Below are 15,712 nucleotides of genomic sequence, written 5' to 3'. Positions count from 1 at the left end.
CCCCCTACAGGGCGCTTCGCCGACGGGTCGTGTACTGCTCCATGAGCTTGCCCCGGGTCGTCTCCAGCCGGTGGGCGAGGATCTCGGCGACGGACCGCACCAGGATCATGCCGAGCTGCCGGTCCTCCTCGCACAGCTTGAGCACCGCCGCCGCGTCGAACTCGTAGGCGCGGACCGGACTGAAGGCCTCCGCGCCGAAGTCCCACTGGTACGGCGGGAACAGCCAGGACCAGCCGAGCAGGTCGCCCGCGCCGAGACCGGCGACCGTCACGCGCTGGTGGGAGGTCACCTGCTGGGTCAGCGAGACCGCGCCCGAGCGGATGACCCAGAAGCGGTCGGCGGTGCCGCCCGCCTCGAAGATCCGGGCGTCCTCGGGGAAGGAGACCTCCCGGGCCAGCGTCATCAGCCCCGCGCGTTGCGGCGGCGGAAGGGCGGTCAGCAGTTTGATCGCGTTGGTCATGGCACGGGCTCCTCGCCGGCGATGGATTCCGGTTTCTTCCCTATGCCCATTTCAGCGGCCGACCGTGCCCCGGGCACCTCGGCGGACCGGGGAATCGCGGGAGGAGTGCCCGTCGGCGGGGTGCGGGAGGCATGAAAAAAAGCCCTGGCTGGACGGGGGAGACCAGCCAGGGCCGTAAGAGGTGGCGCACGGAGGACGATCGGTCAACCCCACGGGCCACGTATGAATGAACGATAAACCACCAGGGCGGTGAGGCGAAGCCGAATCCGGGTCACGTGACCGGTTTCACTCGATCCTCACTCGGCGTCCTGGGCGACGACCCTGACGGTCTCCAGCCCGGGGACGGTCGCGTCGGGCAGGTTCATCCCCGCGTCCAGGCCGGTGCGCAGGTACCGCAGCACCGGCTCGGTCAGCCGCTCGCCGGGCAGCACCGCCGGGATGCCGGGCGGATACGGAGTGATCATCTCCGCCGCGACCCGCCCGGCGGCCTCGGCGACCGGCAACTGCTCCGCGGGCCCGAAGAACGCGTCCCGGGGCAGGAGGGCCTGGGCCATCCGCAGCTCGCCCGGCGACGGCACCTCCACCCGTGGGGACGGGCGCAGTTCGGGCGCGGCCTGCGCGAGGTCCTTGAGCGCGGTCAGCAACTGCGCGGCGGTCTCCTGGTCGTCGCCGTGGGTGATCTGCATGCCGATACGGCGGTGGTCGTTCAGATGCGCGTCGATCCCGCGGTGCTCGCGCAGCCAGTCCGCCGCCTGGTACCCGGTGATCCCGAGCGCGTCGAGGTCGATGACACCCGGCAGCGGGTCGAAGTCGTCGGCCAGGCCCGCCCCGCAGAAGTCGTCCCGGTCGTTGACGTGCATGCCGTCGATCTCCTCGATCGCGGCCCGGACCTCGGCGGCCAGTTCCAGCGCGCCGCCCATCAGCTCCTCGCCCCGCAGGGCCATCTGCCGCCGCCAGCCGTCGAGCCCCGCGTACAGCAGCACCGACGGACTGGTGGTGCCCAGCAGATCCGCCCGCGTCTTCAGCACCTCCGCCGGGACCAGATCGCCCCGCAGGTGGAAGACGGACCCCTGCTCCAGCCCGCTGCCCATCTTGTGGATGCTGGTGACGCAGATGTCCGCGCCGGCGTCCATCGCCCAGGACGGCAGAGCGGGGTGGAAGGGCAGATGGGCGCCCCACGCCTCGTCCACGATCAGCGGCACCGAACGGCGGTGGCAGACCTCGGCGACCGCCCGCAGGTCCGCGCACGCCCCGTACGGCGTCGGGCTGGTGATCAGCGCGCCCTTCGCGTCGGGATGGGCCTCGAAGGCCCGGTCGAACTCGGTGGCGGACGGCGGATGCGCGAGGTGCCGCTCGCCGTCCCACCGCGGCTCGACCCACACGGGCTCGATCCCGGACAGGATCAGCCCCGACACGACGGACTTGTGGGCGTCCCGTCCGATCAGCAGCTTCTCGTGCGGTCCCGCGACGGCCAGCATCGCCGCCTTGACGGACAGGGAACTCCCGCACGTGGTGAAGAACGTGTGATCCGCGTGCACGGCGTCGGCCATCAGCTCCTCGGCCCGCTCCAGCACCCGGCCCCGGGTGAGCCGGTCGTCGAGTCCGCCCGACGCCAGCACGTCACCGAGGAAGACGGCGTCCCCGAGCACCTTGCGGACCTCGGGGTCCGCGCCCCGGGCCTGCTTGTGACCCGGCGGCGCGAACGTCAGCAGCCCCTCGCGGTGATAGTCGGACAGAGCTTCCAGTACGGGTGCGCGTGTGTGATCAGGCATGGCCGCCGGGTGCCCGTCCCCGGCGGCCGTCAACCCGCGCGGGGACGGGCCCGGTCCGGCCTTGGTGGCGCGGACTAGTGCCGCGGCAGGCAACGTTTGCCCGTCAAGGAGCGGCGTCCGGTGCGGCGAGAGGCCGTGCCGGGCGTCGCGACGGGGCGAACGTTGCCTGCCACGGCACTAGTTCTCCGCGGCGTGCTTGCCGGGGGTCACTATCTCGTCCAGCACCCTGAGCACGCTCTCGTACGCCAGGGTCCGCACGGCGGCCTCCCGGGACCCGTCCGGATCGGTCTGCCTCAGGTTCTCGCGGCGAGTGCGCCAGGCTCGCTCCTCCTCCTCGGCGCAGGCCCGGGCGCGCTGGATGCGCCGCAACAGTTCGTCGGAGTCCACGACATCGCTCATGACACCCGCCTACCCGTTTCCCACGCCGGGATGGCCCGGAACCGGCCGCGACGAGAGGTTTGGCCTGCCGGGGAGAGGTGAGCCGAAGTAGTGAGACCTGCGAGAACCCGTACGACACGGGGTGCGCAGCCGCTGCGGCCGGGCGGCGACGGCTCACGTCCGAGAGCGCCCGGTGCCCGGACGAGGCGGGCCGCGCCACATCCGATCGGGCCTCTTCTCATAGCGATCAGCGATCAGGGAGTTACAGGGATGTGCGAGCAGCACAGGACCGAATTCGCCCGCGAACCGTTCACCGCCGACCGGCGTGGTCCCGCCGGGCCGAGCAAACCGGCCGAGGCGCGCAGGGCCGTGGAGCGGGTGGTGACAGAACGCTGCCGCGCCACCGATGCCTCCTGCGACCCGGACGCCCTCTCCGACGCCCTGCTGGTCGCCTCGGAACTCACCAGCAACGCCATCCTGCACGGCGGCGGCGTCACGGACTTCCACGTCGACGTCGTGGGGCCCGGTGTACGCGTGTCGGTGAGCGACCGCTGTGACCAACTGCCGGTGGTCTCCGAGCCCGTGGACCCGCACGGACGGCGCCGGGTCGGCGGTCACGGCTGGCCCATCGTGTGCCGCCTCGCGCGCGACGTCCGGGTGACCGACCTGCCCTCCGGCGGGAAGTGCATCACCGCCGTGGTGCCGTTGTCGTGAACACTTTTCGGAACCCGAGTTTGGCGGCAGGGCGGCAGGGCAGACGCAATTTCGTGCTTCGGACCGGAGGCGCGCCAGCGGGAGCGGTGTGACTGCTCCGGAAGGCCGTCGAGGTCGTCCGGACGGTGGTCCCTCCCGCGGCAATTCCCTGAAACCACCGCTTCAGGAGCGATTCCGCATGCTCATCGATATGTCGACAAGCCGTCCCGGCACGCCCGCTCAGCCGACCACCCCGAACCGGCGCCGTCACGACGACGCCCCCGACACCGCCGCCCTCTTCGCCCGTCTGGCCGAGCTGGCGGACGGGCCTGAGCGGGACGCCGTCCGCGACGAACTCGTCACCGCCTGGCTGCCCATGGCCCACCGGATCGCCGGCCGCTTCCGCGACCGCGGCGAGTCCATCGAGGACCTGCGGCAGGTGGCGGCACTGGGTCTGGTGAAGGCCATCGACCGGTTCGAACCCGAGCGGGGTGCCTTCGAAAGCTATGCCGTGCCCACCATCACCGGCGAGGTCAAGCGACACTTCCGGGACCGGATGTGGGCGCTGCGCGTGCCCCGCCGGGTGCAGGAGCTGCGCAACAAGGTGCGCGTGGCGCGCCGCGAACTGACGCAGAACCCCGGCTCCCCCGAGCCCTCGGTGACCGACATCGCCGCCCACACCGGGCTGACCGAGGACGAGGTCGCCACCGGCATGGAGGCCCTCGAAAGCTTCAGCACCCTGTCGCTGGACGCCGAACTGTCGGCCGGTGACGACGGCTACAGCCTCGCCGACACCCTGGGTGATTCGGACAGCTCGTTCGACACCGTCGTCGACCGCGAGTCCGCCAAGGAGGGCCTGCGCCGGCTGCCCGAGCGGGAGCGCGCCATCCTCTACATGCGCTTCTTCGAGGACATGACCCAGAGCCGTATCGCCGACCAGCTCGGCATCTCCCAGATGCACGTCTCCCGCCTGATCAGCCGCAGCTGCGCCCGGGTGCGCGACGAGGTCATGGGACAGCGGACCAACCGTCGTGGCCCCGGCGGGCGGGTGGCCTGAGTGACCCAGAGGCAACCGATCCTGATCCCTCACCCCGCCTTCCTGCGCGAACTCGTCGAGAAGTACGAGGCGTTGGCGGCCGAGGAGGCCGCGCCTGGCGCGGCCGGAGGAAACCCGAGGGCGCGCGACCTCGCCTACACGCTCTGCGTGTCCACCGGCACCCGCGACGTGCGACTGGCGCTGGAGACCGCCCGTCGTCTGCTCACCGCCGCACCGGAGCCCGAGCCCGCGCGGCTCTCGGGGTGACGGGCCGCGCGAGACCATCGCCGGAGACGGCGAGACTGCGCGGGACGGCGCGAACGCCGAGGAGGACGCGGCCGACGGAGTCGGTGCGAACGCCGAGAACGAAGCGGCCGAAAGAGCCGGCGCGAACGCCGAGAGCCACACGACCGGCGGGAACACGGAGCGGCGGGCGCCGCCCCGCCGGCTCGTCCTCGGTCGACCACACCTGCTCGTCCCCCTCGTCCCCGGCCCGAGGCCCTGGACGGTTCCGCCACCGGAACCGTCCAGGGCCTCGGGCCGGCCCGCCCCCATGGTGCCGGCCATCGCCCCGGAACACCCGCACGCCCTCGGGCCTCAGCCCCCGCCGTCCGAGGCTCCGACGGTCGTGCGCCCCTCCCGTGCCCGGCCACCGGACACCACCCCCCGCGCCGGGTGTGTCCGCCCGCGACCCGGGCATCCGGACTCCAGGAGGTCCACATGAACATGAGTGCCACGGTCCGCAGCGGGCGAGGGGACGCCCGCCGGATGGCGAAGGGCTCGGCGGGGGAGAGCGCCGCACGAGCGGGTCTGACCGCGCGAGGTGTCATCTACCTGCTGGTCGGCCTCCTCGCACTGCAGATCGCCTTCGGCGGCAGCGGCCGCCAGGCGGACCGCAGCGGCGCCCTCGCCGAGCTAGCCGATAAACCCTTCGGAGCCGTCCTGCTGTGGGCGCTGGGCGTCGGCCTGGTCGGCATGGCGCTGTGGCGGCTGTCGGAGGTCCTGTTCGGCGCCGTCGGCCCGGACGGCCACAAGCCGAAGAAGCGTCTGCTGTCCGGAGCGCGGTTCGTCTTCTACGCCTTCGTCGCCTACTCGGTGCTGTCCTTCGCCGCGGGCTCGGGCGGTGAGGGATCCAGCGACAAGCAGTCCCGGGACGTCACCTCCCGCCTGCTGGAGGCCCCCGGCGGGCAGTGGCTCGTGGGGTTGGCCGGCGCCGGGATCGTGGTGGCCGGCGTGTGGATCGGCGCACGGGCGCTGATGCGCAAGTACCACGACAAGCTCAAGCTCGGACAGATGTCCGCCCGCACCCGCCGGCTCGTCGACGTGACGGGCGTGGGCGGCGGCGTGGCCCGCGGAGCGGTGTTCGCCGTCGCCGGTGCCTTCGCCGTGCGCGCGGCGGTCGACTACGAACCCAACCGGGCTAAAGGACTGGACGACACGCTCCGCTCGTTCGCCGAGACCCCGCTCGGGCCATGGCTGCTGGCCTGCGTCGCAGCCGGACTGGTGCTGTTCGGACTGTTCTCGTTCGCGATGGCACGCTGGCGCAGGGTCTGAAACGGCCCGACCGGGGGAACCCGCAGGGGATGAACGAACCCGAGCTCCCGCCCGACGGCCGGCCCGTGGACGTCTACCTGGGCCTGCTGCGCATCCGAATGGAATCCGAGGACTACGAGCAACTGCTCACCGTGGTCGAACCGGTCCTCCAAGCCATCGACGAACAGCGTCTGCCCGCGTTGGACTTCGCCCTCGACGAGTCCCACGCGGGCGGGCTGTCCCAGGAGGTCCGTGACGAGGCCGCCCTGGTCATCGCCACCGCTGTCACGGGCCGGCTGGACAACGAGGTGATCGAGCTGGAGATCGAGGAGACCGGGCCGGTTCGGGTGGTCACCGACTCGGCCACCGCCTCCGACCCGGTACGCCTGGGCGAGATCGCCGACTACATCCGCGAACGGCAGCGCATGAACGACGAGCTGCGCGGCATCGCCGAGGTGAGCAACCTGCCCACGGACATCTGATCCACGGGCAGCTCCGTCACCGCCTGGGTCCGGCGGCGGGAACGCCCAGCGGGCGCGCCAGACCGGCCACGGTCTCGTCCAGACGCTGCAGATGCCGCAGCACCCGGTCGGTGATCCGGCCGTACCTCGGCGTGCCCGGGACGTCCGGCTCCAGCAGCGAGGCGATGCTCGATCCGGTCTCGATCTCGACGGCCGCCCGCCCGTCGGCGACGTGTGCGGAGATCGCCCCGATGTTGTGCGCGATGCGCCGCCCGGCCCGGCGCAGCCTCGGATCGGCCGCGATCGACGGATGGGTGGGCAGCAGCTCGGCCGTCGCCGCCAGCGACCGGGCGTGGTACGCGCAGGTCTCCAGCAGCGCGACGACATAGCGGGCGGTGTCGCGCCGGGCCCGCAGCGGCGTGATCGGATGGGTGAGCGGCTGGGTGCCGGCCCGCAGGTCGGCCAGCGCCTGGTCCAGATCCCGCGCCTGGTCGAGCAGATCGGCCGGGGGCCCGCCGCTGAGCTGGTCCACCGCCGTCTCGGTGACGTCCGCGAGCCGGTCCAGGACGGTGACCAGCAGATCGTTCGTACGGCGGTCCGTACGCACCGGCAGCACGAACGCCGCCGCCACGACCCCGCAGACCGCGCCGAGCGCCGTCTCCTCCACCCGCAGCACCAGCACCGAGAAGCTGTACGTGTGCAGCAGGGTGTACAGCAGGCCCAGCGCGGCGGTGACGAAGAAGGACATCAGCGTGTACGACAGGGGCGCGGTGTAGAACATCGCGAAGACGAACACCAGCACCAGCGCGAACGCCGTCCACGTCTGGTGGCCGACCAGTCCCGCCAGGACGATGCCGGCCACGACACCCAGCACCGTGCCCAGCAGCCGCCGGTAGCCCTTGACCAGGATCTCGCCCGTGGACGCGGTGTTGATGAAGACGATCCAGCAGGTCAGCACCGCCCAGTACCAGCGCTGGCTGGAGAGGAACTCACCGCCCACGATGGCCAGCGACGACCCCACGGCGACCTGCACCGCCGCCCGGGTGGTCGGCCGCCGCAGCCCGGTGGCCTCCTCCTCCGCGCGGTCCTCGTCCTCCCCGGCGTCGATCGCCGCGTCCTCGGCGTCCAGCTCCTCACGGGAGCGGGTGGTCGCCGGGGTGTCGTCCGACTCGTCCTGCGCCCCGCCGAGCGCGATCCGCAGCCCCAGCACGGCACGGGCGGCCTCGCCGATGCCCCGGAACACGTCCTGGACGGCGAGCGGGGCGGGCGGCAGGTTGTCCTCGTCGCGGTACCCGAGGAGCCGGTTGCGGACATGCGACAGCGCGGTTCCGGAGTCCTCGGAGACGGGCCGCATCACCAGCATCCGCAGCGCCTCCAGGTCACGGCGCAGCGTGACGGTCGCCTCGTCCCGCACCGGCAGCCGGCCGCCCGGGGGTACAGGCGCGCCGGGCAGGTGCAGGGTCAGGGTGTCCGCCCGCTCCGCGCTGCGCGCGGTCAGCAGCAACAGGCCCAGGCGTTCGGCGGCGATCTCGGCGTCCGCGATCCGGCGTTGCAGCAGCCGTGCCGTGGCCTCGTCGGAGGTGCCCTCCTCCAGCCGGCCCTGGATCATCATCGCCGTCTCGTGCAGCCGGGCGGTGCCGCCCCGCAGGTCGTCCAGGGCCTTCTCCACCTCGTCCGCGCCGGCGTCCAGCAGGGCGAGCTGCGCGGACACCAGCTGGGCCAGGCGGGCCCGGAACGCCTCGCGCAGCCGCTCCAGGATGCCCGCCGGTGTCTCGGGCACGAGCAGGAAACGCACCAGGGCGCTGCTGGCGAACGCGACGCCGAGCACCCCGTACAGCTGGGGCAGGCCGGAGACGGTGGCGCCGACGAACAGTGACAGGAAGTAGGTCTGGAAGCCGATCAGGCCGAGCGCGGTACCGCGGTCGCCGAACCGGCGGCCGTAGACCGCGCAGAAGATGAGGGCGACGAAGAAGAGGTCACCGCCCACCACCCGGGAGCTCAGCAGCGCGCCCAGCGTCACGGACGCCAGCGCCACCGGCAGCCCCAGGGCGAGCGTCACGGCCTGCTGCCCGCGCTGCTTCTCGCGGATGGCGAAGGTGGCGACCATCGCGGCCATCGCCCCCGCCACCAGAGCCGTGATGCCGGCGCCGAACAGGCCCAGGACGGCCAGGGTGAGGGCGATGGCGCCGACCGTTCTGAGGCCGGCCGCCAGCCGCAGCAGTCCGGGATCGGACGCCGCGACGCCGTCCCGCAGTCGTGCCCGGACCGACCGTCCCGCTGCCTTCACGCCGTCGTACTCATTCCCGTGTCACGTCATGATCTCCGTCCTCAGCATGACAGACACGGCCGGATCACCGGTCCGCGGGCCCGTCCGCGCACCGGTGACGCCGCGCCCTCCCCGCCGACCGCCGGCCGTGCGGAAACGGTCGGGAGGGAGCCGCGTCACGCGGGCCGGAGATCACCGGTCGAGCCGCTCGGAGCCCTGCACGTGTGCCTGCACCTGGTCCGGCGTCAGATACGAGTCCGTGTACTCGAAGTCCTTCAGCTTGGCGGGCTTGCGGGCCTGGAAGCCGGTGCGGACGAAATCGTCGCCCGCGAGGGCGTTCAGCACCCAGTTGGTCATCACACGGGTCTTGGCGACCCCGGTGCGCAGCGCCTGCCAGTGGTAACCGCGGGCCACGGCCTGGGCGGGCACTCCGCGCAGCGGGATGCCGAGCGGCTTGGAGACGGCGTCCTTGCCGCCCAGGTCGACGACCAGACCGAGGTCCTTGTGGACGTACGGACTCATCGCCTGGCCGCGCAGGGTCGCGATGACGTTGTCGGCGACGTGCTTGCCCTGCCGCATCGCGTGCTGCGCGGTGGGCGGGCACACCGCGCCCTCCTCGCCCTTGGCCCGGTCGGGCACCGCGGCGGCGTCACCGAGTGCGAACACGCCGTCGTGGCCCGGCAGGCACATGTCGGCGGTGACCGCGAGCCGCCCGCGCACGGTCTCCGCGCCGAGCGTGGCGATGAGCGGGCTCGCCACCACACCGGCGGTCCAGATCAGGGTGCGGGTCGGAATCACCCGCCCGTCGGTGAAGGTGACCTCCTCCGGGCCCGCCTTGGCGATGGAGACCCCGAGCGAGATCTCGATGCCGCGCTTGCGCAGCACCTCCTGGGCGCTGCTGCCGAGCTTGTCGCCCAGCTCCGGCATCAGCTTGGGGGCGATGTCGATCAGGTGCCACTTGATCAGGCCCGGGTCCAGACGGGGGTAGCGCTTGACCGCGGCGTGCGTCAGCCGCTGTAGACAGGCGGCCGTCTCGGTGCCCGCGTAGCCGCCGCCGACCACCACGAACTGCAACCGGGAGGCCCGCTCCGCCGGATCCTGGCTGGCGTCGGCCAGGTCCAGCTGGGAGATGACGTGGTCGCGGACGTAGGCGGCCTCGGCGAGCGTCTTCATGCCGAACGCGTGATCGGTCAGGCCGGGGATGTCGAAGGTGCGCGTGATGCTGCCGGGAGCCAGCACGATGTAGTCGTACGGCTCGTCGACGATCTCGTCGGTGATGGTGCGGATGACGCAGACCTTCGCCTTCAGGTCCACGCCGATCGCGCCGCCCGGGATGATCCGGGTGCGGTACTTCTTGCTGCGGCGCAGGGAGACGGCGATCGACTGCGGCGTCAGCACGCCGGAGGCGACCTGGGGGAGCAGCGGAAGGTAGAGCTGGTAGGCGAACGGCGTCACCAGCGTGACGTCGGCTTCCTCCGGGGAGAGTTTCCGTTCCAGACGGCGGACGCACTCCACTCCGGCGAAGCCTGCGCCAACCACCAGGATCCTGGGTCGTGTCACGGTGTTCATCCCTTTCTGCGGCTCCAGGCGGTCTGCCTCGAACGACATTCGCCTGCCCGTGGATCGCTGCTTCGCACCTCATCGATCCCATAGCGGTGCCGGCCGTTCCGCCGGCCGGACCACGGCGGACAGACGAACGCGTCGAGCACCACCATGCCCCTCCGGACGCAGAAGCGCACCGGGGCGATCGTGAAGATCGTGGGGCGGATGCCGCGGGCAGGGCCTCAGGCCGCCAGATGACAGAGCAGCAGACACACGTCGTCGTCGCGTTCGGAGTCGCTCAGCAGCGGTGTGAGGATCCGGTCCGCCGCTCCTTCCAGGTCGGCTTCCAGCTCCGTGGAGCCGAACCTGCCGAGCGCGTCCGCCAGCCGCTCGATGCCCGGGTCTATGCCCTGCGCGCGCCGCTCCACCAGACCGTCCGTGTACAGGGCCAGCGTCGAGCCGGGCACGAGCGGCGCGGTGTGGTCGTCGATCTGCTGCCGCAGCGGAATGCCGAGCATCGCACCGGGCTTGGCGTCGAGCGTGTGCACCCGCCCGTCGGGGGTACGCAGCACCGGCGGCGGATGACCGGCCGCCGCCCAGGTCAGGGTGGGGTCGCCGGGCCGGAAACGCGCGATGACGGCGGTGGCGTAGAGATCGGGCTGGAGATGGTGCAGGAACATGTGCAGCCGGGTCAGCAACTGGCCCGGACTGCCGCCGTCGACGGCGTAGGCGCGCAGCGCGGTGCGCAGCTGGCTCATCATCACGGCCGCGTGCAGACCGTGCCCGGTGACGTCGCCGATGACGGTGATCAGGCTGCCGTCGGGCTGGCGGAAGGCGTCGTACCAGTCGCCGCCGATGTTCAGGCCGTGCGTGGCCGGCAGATAGCGGGCGGCCAGGCTCAGGCCCGGTTTGGCAGGCAGGTCCGTGAGCAGCGCGCGTTGCAGTGTCTCGGCGATGTCCCGGTTGTGCTCGAAGCGGCGGGCGTTGTCGATGGCGATGCTGGCCCGTCTGGCGAGCTCGATCAGCATCACGGCGTCGTCCGGGTCCCAGCGGTCACCGGGCGGGGACAGCGTGAGCACGCCCAGGGGAGCGCGCCGCGTCGTCAGCGGGATGCACAGCAGGGGCCGGGCGGGATCCAGCGCCGAGGGCGGCTGGTCCTGGACGCCGGGCAGACCGCCCGGACGGTCGGCGGCGTACTGCGGGCGCCCGGTGCGGGCGGCGAGCACGGCGGCGGCCGGGTGCGGCGTGGGCGGGTGCTGCGGTGCGGCCGGGTCCGGCGTGGGCGGGTGCCGGTCGTCGTCGCCGTCGAACAGCCACACGTCGACGCTGCGGGCGTACTCGGGCACCAGCAGGCCGGGCAGTCGGCGCACGATCTCGTCGTGGTTCAGCGACGCCGTCAGCACCGCGCTCGCGTCCGCCAGGAACGTCAGCCGGCGCCGGGCGCTCTCCGCCTCGGTGCGCGCCTTGCGCTCGGCGGCGAAGGCCTCGCGCTGGGCCCGCCCGGCGGCGTCCAGCTCCGCGTGCAGGGCCAGCACACCCTGGTTCGTCTGGTGCAGCTCCTCCCGGTGGAAGTCGACCAGTTCCTCCTGCTCGGTGAGCCGCTCCAGCACCAGCGCGGTGTCCTCGTCGGCGCCCAGCAGGGCCTCCGCCAGGACCACCGGGTCCTCGGCCACCGCGGCGTCGCCGGACACGTCCGCCGCCTCCGGGCAGCGGACCGTGATCCGCCACGGCGGCTGCGCGACGGCGGCCGTCTCGTGCCGGGGCGTCACCAGGGCGTGCAGGAGTCCCTCTTCGCCGGGCGCGGCCGTGGCCTCCAGGGTGAGCCACCAGGTGCCGCCCTTGGTGAGGCACTGCCGCAGCTGCACGCTGAGCGCGGTGGTCAGCCGGGTGCGGTCGAGGGCCGGCACGCCGTGGGCGGCGGCCAGCCGGGCGGTGGCGATCCGGGCCCGGGCCGCGTCGACGACGTCTGTGATCTGCCAACTGTGCGTCATGGACCCTCCGGCGGGGTCGGAGCCAGCACTGCCACGGCGGTGTCGTCCCGCACCGGCCGGGCGGAACTGCTCGCGTCACGTACCGTCACGGCGGCCACGACCGCCGGGTCGGCCGCCAGCAGGGCAGCGTCCGACGGCGGCGTCCACCGGCTGGGCAGGCCGTCGCTGTGCAGGATGAGCATCCGGTCGGCGGCCCACGGCATACGGTCCTCCCGCAGCGTCGCGTGCTTGTGGACGCCCACGATCCCGGGCCGGGACAGCAGCGAACGCCACCGGCCGCCCTCGCGCAGCCGCGCTCCTATGTTGCCGACACCGGCGAACCGCAGCTCGCCCGTGCGGGCGTCGACCTGGGCCACCGCGACGGCCGCCCCCCTGGTGCCGCGCAACGCGGTGTCCAGGTGGACCAGCGTCTCGGCGGGGGGCAAGTGGGCCGCCCGGTGCAGGGCCCGCGTGGCGGCCGTGGAGGCGTGGGCCGCGTCGGGGCCGTGCCCCAGACCGTCGGCCAGCATCAGGGTCAGCCGGTCGCCGGCCCGGGCCCACGCCCAGGCGTCGCCCGAGTGGTCCGCCCCGGCGAACGGGATGTTCACCCCGCCGGCCCGCACCGCGGCGGCCGGTGCGGCTTCCTTCGGCCGGGCCCCGACCCGGGCCAGCACCACCGTGCCCCGCCCCGGCACGCTGTGCAGGTCGAAGTCGTCCGCTATCCGGCGGCAGGTGCCGAGCCCGGCCCCGAGGGACCGCGCCGTGGAGTAGCCGTCCCGCAGGGCGGTGCTGACGTCGGGGATGCCCGGACCGTGGTCGACCGCGGCGACCTGCACCAAGGAGGCGCCGGCGCCCGCGGGCAGGGCCGGGTCCACCACGTCGATGAGGAGCTGGCCGCCCCCGGCGTGCTTGAGCAGGTTGGTGGCCAGCTCGGTCGCCACCAGCGCGGCCGCCGCCGTGCGCGCCTCGTCGAGCCCCGCGAGGGCGGCCGCGTGCTCCGCGGCGACCCGGGCGTCCCGCACCCGGGTCGAGTCGTGCACCGGCACGTCCCACACACGCGGCATGTCAGGACTCCTCACGCGGTCTGGGAGGCATCGCCGCCCAGGAGACCACCGTGACCTTGGTGCCGACCCCGGGGGTGCTGTCGACCGCGAACTCGTGCACCAGCCGCCGCGCACCGCCCAGGCCCATCCCGAGGCCGTCGCCGGAGGTGTAGCCGTCGCTCAGCGCCCGCTCCAGATCCGCGATGCCCGGCCCCTCGTCGGAGAAGGTCAGCCGCAGCCCGCGGGTCCGCCCGCTGACCACGGGCGTCGTCTCCATCTGGCCGCCCCCGCCGTGCACGAGGGTGTTGCGGGCCAGCTCACTGGCCGCGGTGACCAGCTTGGTCTGCTCCACCAGTCCGAAGCCCAGCAGGCCGGCGGCCTGCCGCACGTGCTGTCGCACCCACACCAGATCCATGTCCGAACGGATCGGCAGGCAGGCCTCGACACCCGCGGCTGTCTGCATCACCGGCTCTCCTGGCGCAGGCCGCCCGAGCGGGTGTCCGGATCCAGCCCCGCGAGGAGCTCCATGGCCGCCTCGGTGGTGAGCGCGGTGTGCAGCCCCGGCAGGGTCAGCCCCAGCTCCACCATGGTGATCGCGACCGCCGGCCGCATGCCGGCCACAACGGTCCGCGCCGCCAGCAGCCTGGCCTTCGCCGCGATCTCGGCCAGCACCCGCCCGAGGAAGGAGTCGACGATCTCCACGCCGGAGATGTCGATGACCACACCGGTCACCCCGGTGCTGACGATCATCTCGCCGATGTCCTCCTGAAGCTGCTGTGCCGTGCTGTCGTACAGGTCCCCCTGGAGCGTGACGAGGAGGACGTCACCGAGCCGGAGAACCGGCACATGGCCCGTGACCGGGCGGGAGAAGTCGTGGCTCACCGGGGCCCCGCACCGCCGGGCGTCGAGTTGATGATGTCGGTGCCCAGCTGGTGCAGGGCGTACGCCAGCGCGTCGGCGAGGGACGACCGGGTCATCACGGTGCCCAGGTCCAGACCGAGATGCACGATGGTCTGCGCGATCGCCGGACGGATGCCGGAGACGATGCACTCGGCACCCATCAGCCGGGTGGCGGCGACCGTCTTCATCAGATGCTGGGCCACCAGCGAGTCGACCGTGGGCACACCGGTGATGTCCAGGATGGCGAACCGGGCGTGCTGGTCGACCACGGCCTCCAGCAGGCTCTCCATGACCACCTGGCTGCGGGCGCTGTCGAGCGTGCCGATCAGCGGCACCGCCACCACCCCGTCCCACAGCTTGATCACCGGGGTGGCCACTTCCATCAGCTGCAACCGCTGCCGTTCGATCAGGGCCTGCCCCTCGCTCAGCGCCGTCTCCAGCACGACCAGCCGGAGCGTGCCCATCAGCACGGTCAGCGCCGTGGTGCACTCGCGGACCCGGTCGGCGTCGTCCTCGGGGAAGTCGGCCAGCAGCAGGTTCTCGACCGGCGGACGCAGGGCGTTCACGTCGTTCGACACCTGCGAGGTGGTGAAGCCGGCCCGCGAGCGGGCCGCGCCCATCCGGGACAGCTGCTCCCGCACCACGGTGAATCCGGCGGCGTCGGGATCGTGCACCTGGTCCGTGTCGGCGACCTGGGCCAGCGCGTCGACGACGATCTTGCCGGCTTCCACCGCCTCGTCCCGCGAGACGGTGAACACCGTACGGAACAGAGGTTCGTCGGCCCACCGCTGGGCGATCTGCTCACCACGGCGGCGCAGGAAATCCCCGACCTCCCGTGCCGGTGTCGCGTGTTGCCCTGTCGTTTCGTGCTCCGGCACCTGCATTACTCCTCAGCATCCTCGTCGGGTTGCGTCCCACCGAACCCGCTGAAGGCGACGAGACGGCGATATGACCCTGCCGGGCGACCACTGTAACCATGGCCCCACCTCGTACGACACCGCGTGCCGGACAAACGATCAGGTTGGGCGAAACGCCCGGTGACGGCCGTGGAACACTCCCGGATCAGAGCTGTCGCTCGTCCTGCAGATCCTGCTCCGACCCGAACGCGTCGACGCGGGCGAGCGCCTCGTCGAGGCTCTCCGACACCGGGACGGTGATGCTCACGCCCGTCAGGTCCAGGATCCGCCGGACCGCCGGAGCGGGGGAGATGATGTGCACGCTGCCCGGTATGCCGCGGGCCTGCTGGTACACCCGCAGGATGATGTTCATGCCGGACGAGTCCATGAACGGGACGGCCGACAGGTCGAGCAGGAAGTGCCGCCGGCCGTGGTGGAGCTGGTTGGCCAGGTGGTGCTGGAACTCCGTCGCGGTGTCTACGTCCAAGTAGCCCTCGACCGCGATCAGGGCGACGTCCTCCCTCGGCAGGGTGACCTCGACGGACAAGGGGTTCTGGGCAATGGACACAAATACCTCCACAAACGCTTACGGCCAGGGCTGGTTACCCCTGTCAGCGACTTCGATGCACACCGATTCCGGCGGTGCTCCGTGATCAAGCTCTCATCGGTCTGCCGAATCCCATCCAGCGCCCTTCCGGTCGTCCTCTGTACCGTGCCGCCCCGCGCTTACCCGGGATGGGGCGAGGTATGCGGACGAGGTGT

General features: G+C 72.4%; 16 protein-coding genes. 5 read left to right on the top strand and 11 right to left on the bottom strand.

The genetic code is table 11. From position 1 onward, the window contains the following. Positions 1–4: 4 nt before the first annotated feature. The 3 genes from QQS16_RS04595 to QQS16_RS04585 all read right to left on the bottom strand — a co-directional run bounded on the left by QQS16_RS04595 (position 5) and on the right by QQS16_RS04585 (position 2,631). Positions 5–460 (bottom strand): cyclic nucleotide-binding domain-containing protein, encoded by a 456-nt coding sequence (locus tag QQS16_RS04595; RefSeq protein ID WP_286060323.1) that lies wholly within the window; start codon positions 458–460, stop codon positions 5–7. A 296-nt stretch (positions 461–756) separates the two neighbouring features. Then, on the bottom strand, positions 757–2,232 hold the full coding sequence (locus QQS16_RS04590) for an aminotransferase class I/II-fold pyridoxal phosphate-dependent enzyme (protein WP_286060322.1): 1,476 nt from the start codon (positions 2,230–2,232) through the stop codon (positions 757–759). 177 nt (positions 2,233–2,409) lie between these two features. Beyond that, complete coding sequence (locus QQS16_RS04585) at positions 2,410–2,631, bottom strand: hypothetical protein (protein ID WP_286060321.1); 222 nt, start codon at positions 2,629–2,631, stop codon at positions 2,410–2,412. Positions 2,632–2,880: 249 nt separating this feature from the next. Between QQS16_RS04585 and QQS16_RS04580 the strand changes: the two genes are divergently transcribed. The 5 genes from QQS16_RS04580 (at position 2,881) to QQS16_RS04560 (ending at position 6,354) form a co-directional block, all read left to right on the top strand. Continuing rightward, entirely contained in the window at positions 2,881–3,324 is a 444-nt protein-coding gene (locus QQS16_RS04580; protein ID WP_286060320.1) for an ATP-binding protein, read from the top strand. Between the two features lie 178 nt (positions 3,325–3,502). Continuing rightward, positions 3,503–4,360, top strand: a complete 858-nt coding sequence (locus tag QQS16_RS04575; RefSeq protein WP_286060319.1) for a SigB/SigF/SigG family RNA polymerase sigma factor — start codon at positions 3,503–3,505, stop codon at positions 4,358–4,360. A gap of 18 nt (positions 4,361–4,378) precedes the next feature. Continuing rightward, positions 4,379–4,606 carry a DUF5133 domain-containing protein gene (locus tag QQS16_RS04570; RefSeq protein ID WP_286066222.1) on the top strand — a complete coding sequence of 76 codons (228 nt, stop codon included), beginning with the start codon at positions 4,379–4,381 and terminating at the stop codon, positions 4,604–4,606. A gap of 453 nt (positions 4,607–5,059) precedes the next feature. Continuing rightward, positions 5,060–5,893, top strand: a complete 834-nt coding sequence (locus QQS16_RS04565; protein ID WP_286060318.1) for a DUF1206 domain-containing protein — start codon at positions 5,060–5,062, stop codon at positions 5,891–5,893. A 29-nt stretch (positions 5,894–5,922) separates the two neighbouring features. Continuing rightward, the gene (locus QQS16_RS04560; RefSeq protein WP_286060317.1) at positions 5,923–6,354 is read left to right on the top strand and encodes a hypothetical protein; all 432 of its coding nucleotides are present in this window, start codon (positions 5,923–5,925) and stop codon (positions 6,352–6,354) included. Positions 6,355–6,370: 16 nt separating this feature from the next. On the opposite strand, the gene QQS16_RS04555 is transcribed toward QQS16_RS04560, so the two are convergent. The 8 genes from QQS16_RS04555 to QQS16_RS04520 all read right to left on the bottom strand — a co-directional run bounded on the left by QQS16_RS04555 (position 6,371) and on the right by QQS16_RS04520 (position 15,518). Continuing rightward, positions 6,371–8,620, bottom strand: a complete 2,250-nt coding sequence (locus QQS16_RS04555) for an FUSC family protein (RefSeq protein ID WP_286060316.1) — start codon at positions 8,618–8,620, stop codon at positions 6,371–6,373. A gap of 171 nt (positions 8,621–8,791) precedes the next feature. Further along, the gene (locus tag QQS16_RS04550) at positions 8,792–10,168 is read right to left on the bottom strand and encodes an NAD(P)/FAD-dependent oxidoreductase (RefSeq protein ID WP_286060315.1); all 1,377 of its coding nucleotides are present in this window, start codon (positions 10,166–10,168) and stop codon (positions 8,792–8,794) included. 215 nt (positions 10,169–10,383) lie between these two features. Then, positions 10,384–12,132, bottom strand: a complete 1,749-nt coding sequence (locus QQS16_RS04545; RefSeq protein WP_286060314.1) for a PP2C family protein-serine/threonine phosphatase — start codon at positions 12,130–12,132, stop codon at positions 10,384–10,386. Continuing rightward, positions 12,129–13,175, bottom strand: coding sequence for an ATP-binding SpoIIE family protein phosphatase (locus tag QQS16_RS04540; RefSeq protein WP_286060313.1), 1,047 nt, complete (start codon positions 13,173–13,175; stop codon positions 12,129–12,131). Before QQS16_RS04540 ends, QQS16_RS04545 begins: the two co-directional genes overlap by 4 nt. A gap of 1 nt (position 13,176) precedes the next feature. After that, on the bottom strand, positions 13,177–13,617 hold the full coding sequence (locus QQS16_RS04535; protein ID WP_286060312.1) for an anti-sigma regulatory factor: 441 nt from the start codon (positions 13,615–13,617) through the stop codon (positions 13,177–13,179). Further along, positions 13,617–14,036, bottom strand: coding sequence for an STAS domain-containing protein (locus QQS16_RS04530; RefSeq protein WP_286060311.1), 420 nt, complete (start codon positions 14,034–14,036; stop codon positions 13,617–13,619). Before QQS16_RS04530 ends, QQS16_RS04535 begins: the two co-directional genes overlap by 1 nt. Beyond that, positions 14,033–14,932 (bottom strand): STAS domain-containing protein, encoded by a 900-nt coding sequence (locus tag QQS16_RS04525; protein ID WP_286060310.1) that lies wholly within the window; start codon positions 14,930–14,932, stop codon positions 14,033–14,035. The genes QQS16_RS04530 and QQS16_RS04525 overlap by 4 nt, the downstream gene beginning before the upstream one ends. A gap of 184 nt (positions 14,933–15,116) precedes the next feature. Beyond that, entirely contained in the window at positions 15,117–15,518 is a 402-nt protein-coding gene (locus QQS16_RS04520) for an STAS domain-containing protein (protein WP_286060309.1), read from the bottom strand. Positions 15,519–15,712 lie beyond the last annotated feature (194 nt).

This window comes from Streptomyces sp. ALI-76-A (genome assembly GCF_030287445.1).
Classification (GTDB): domain Bacteria; phylum Actinomycetota; class Actinomycetes; order Streptomycetales; family Streptomycetaceae; genus Streptomyces.
This window is presented reverse-complemented; position numbering and strand designations above follow the sequence as displayed.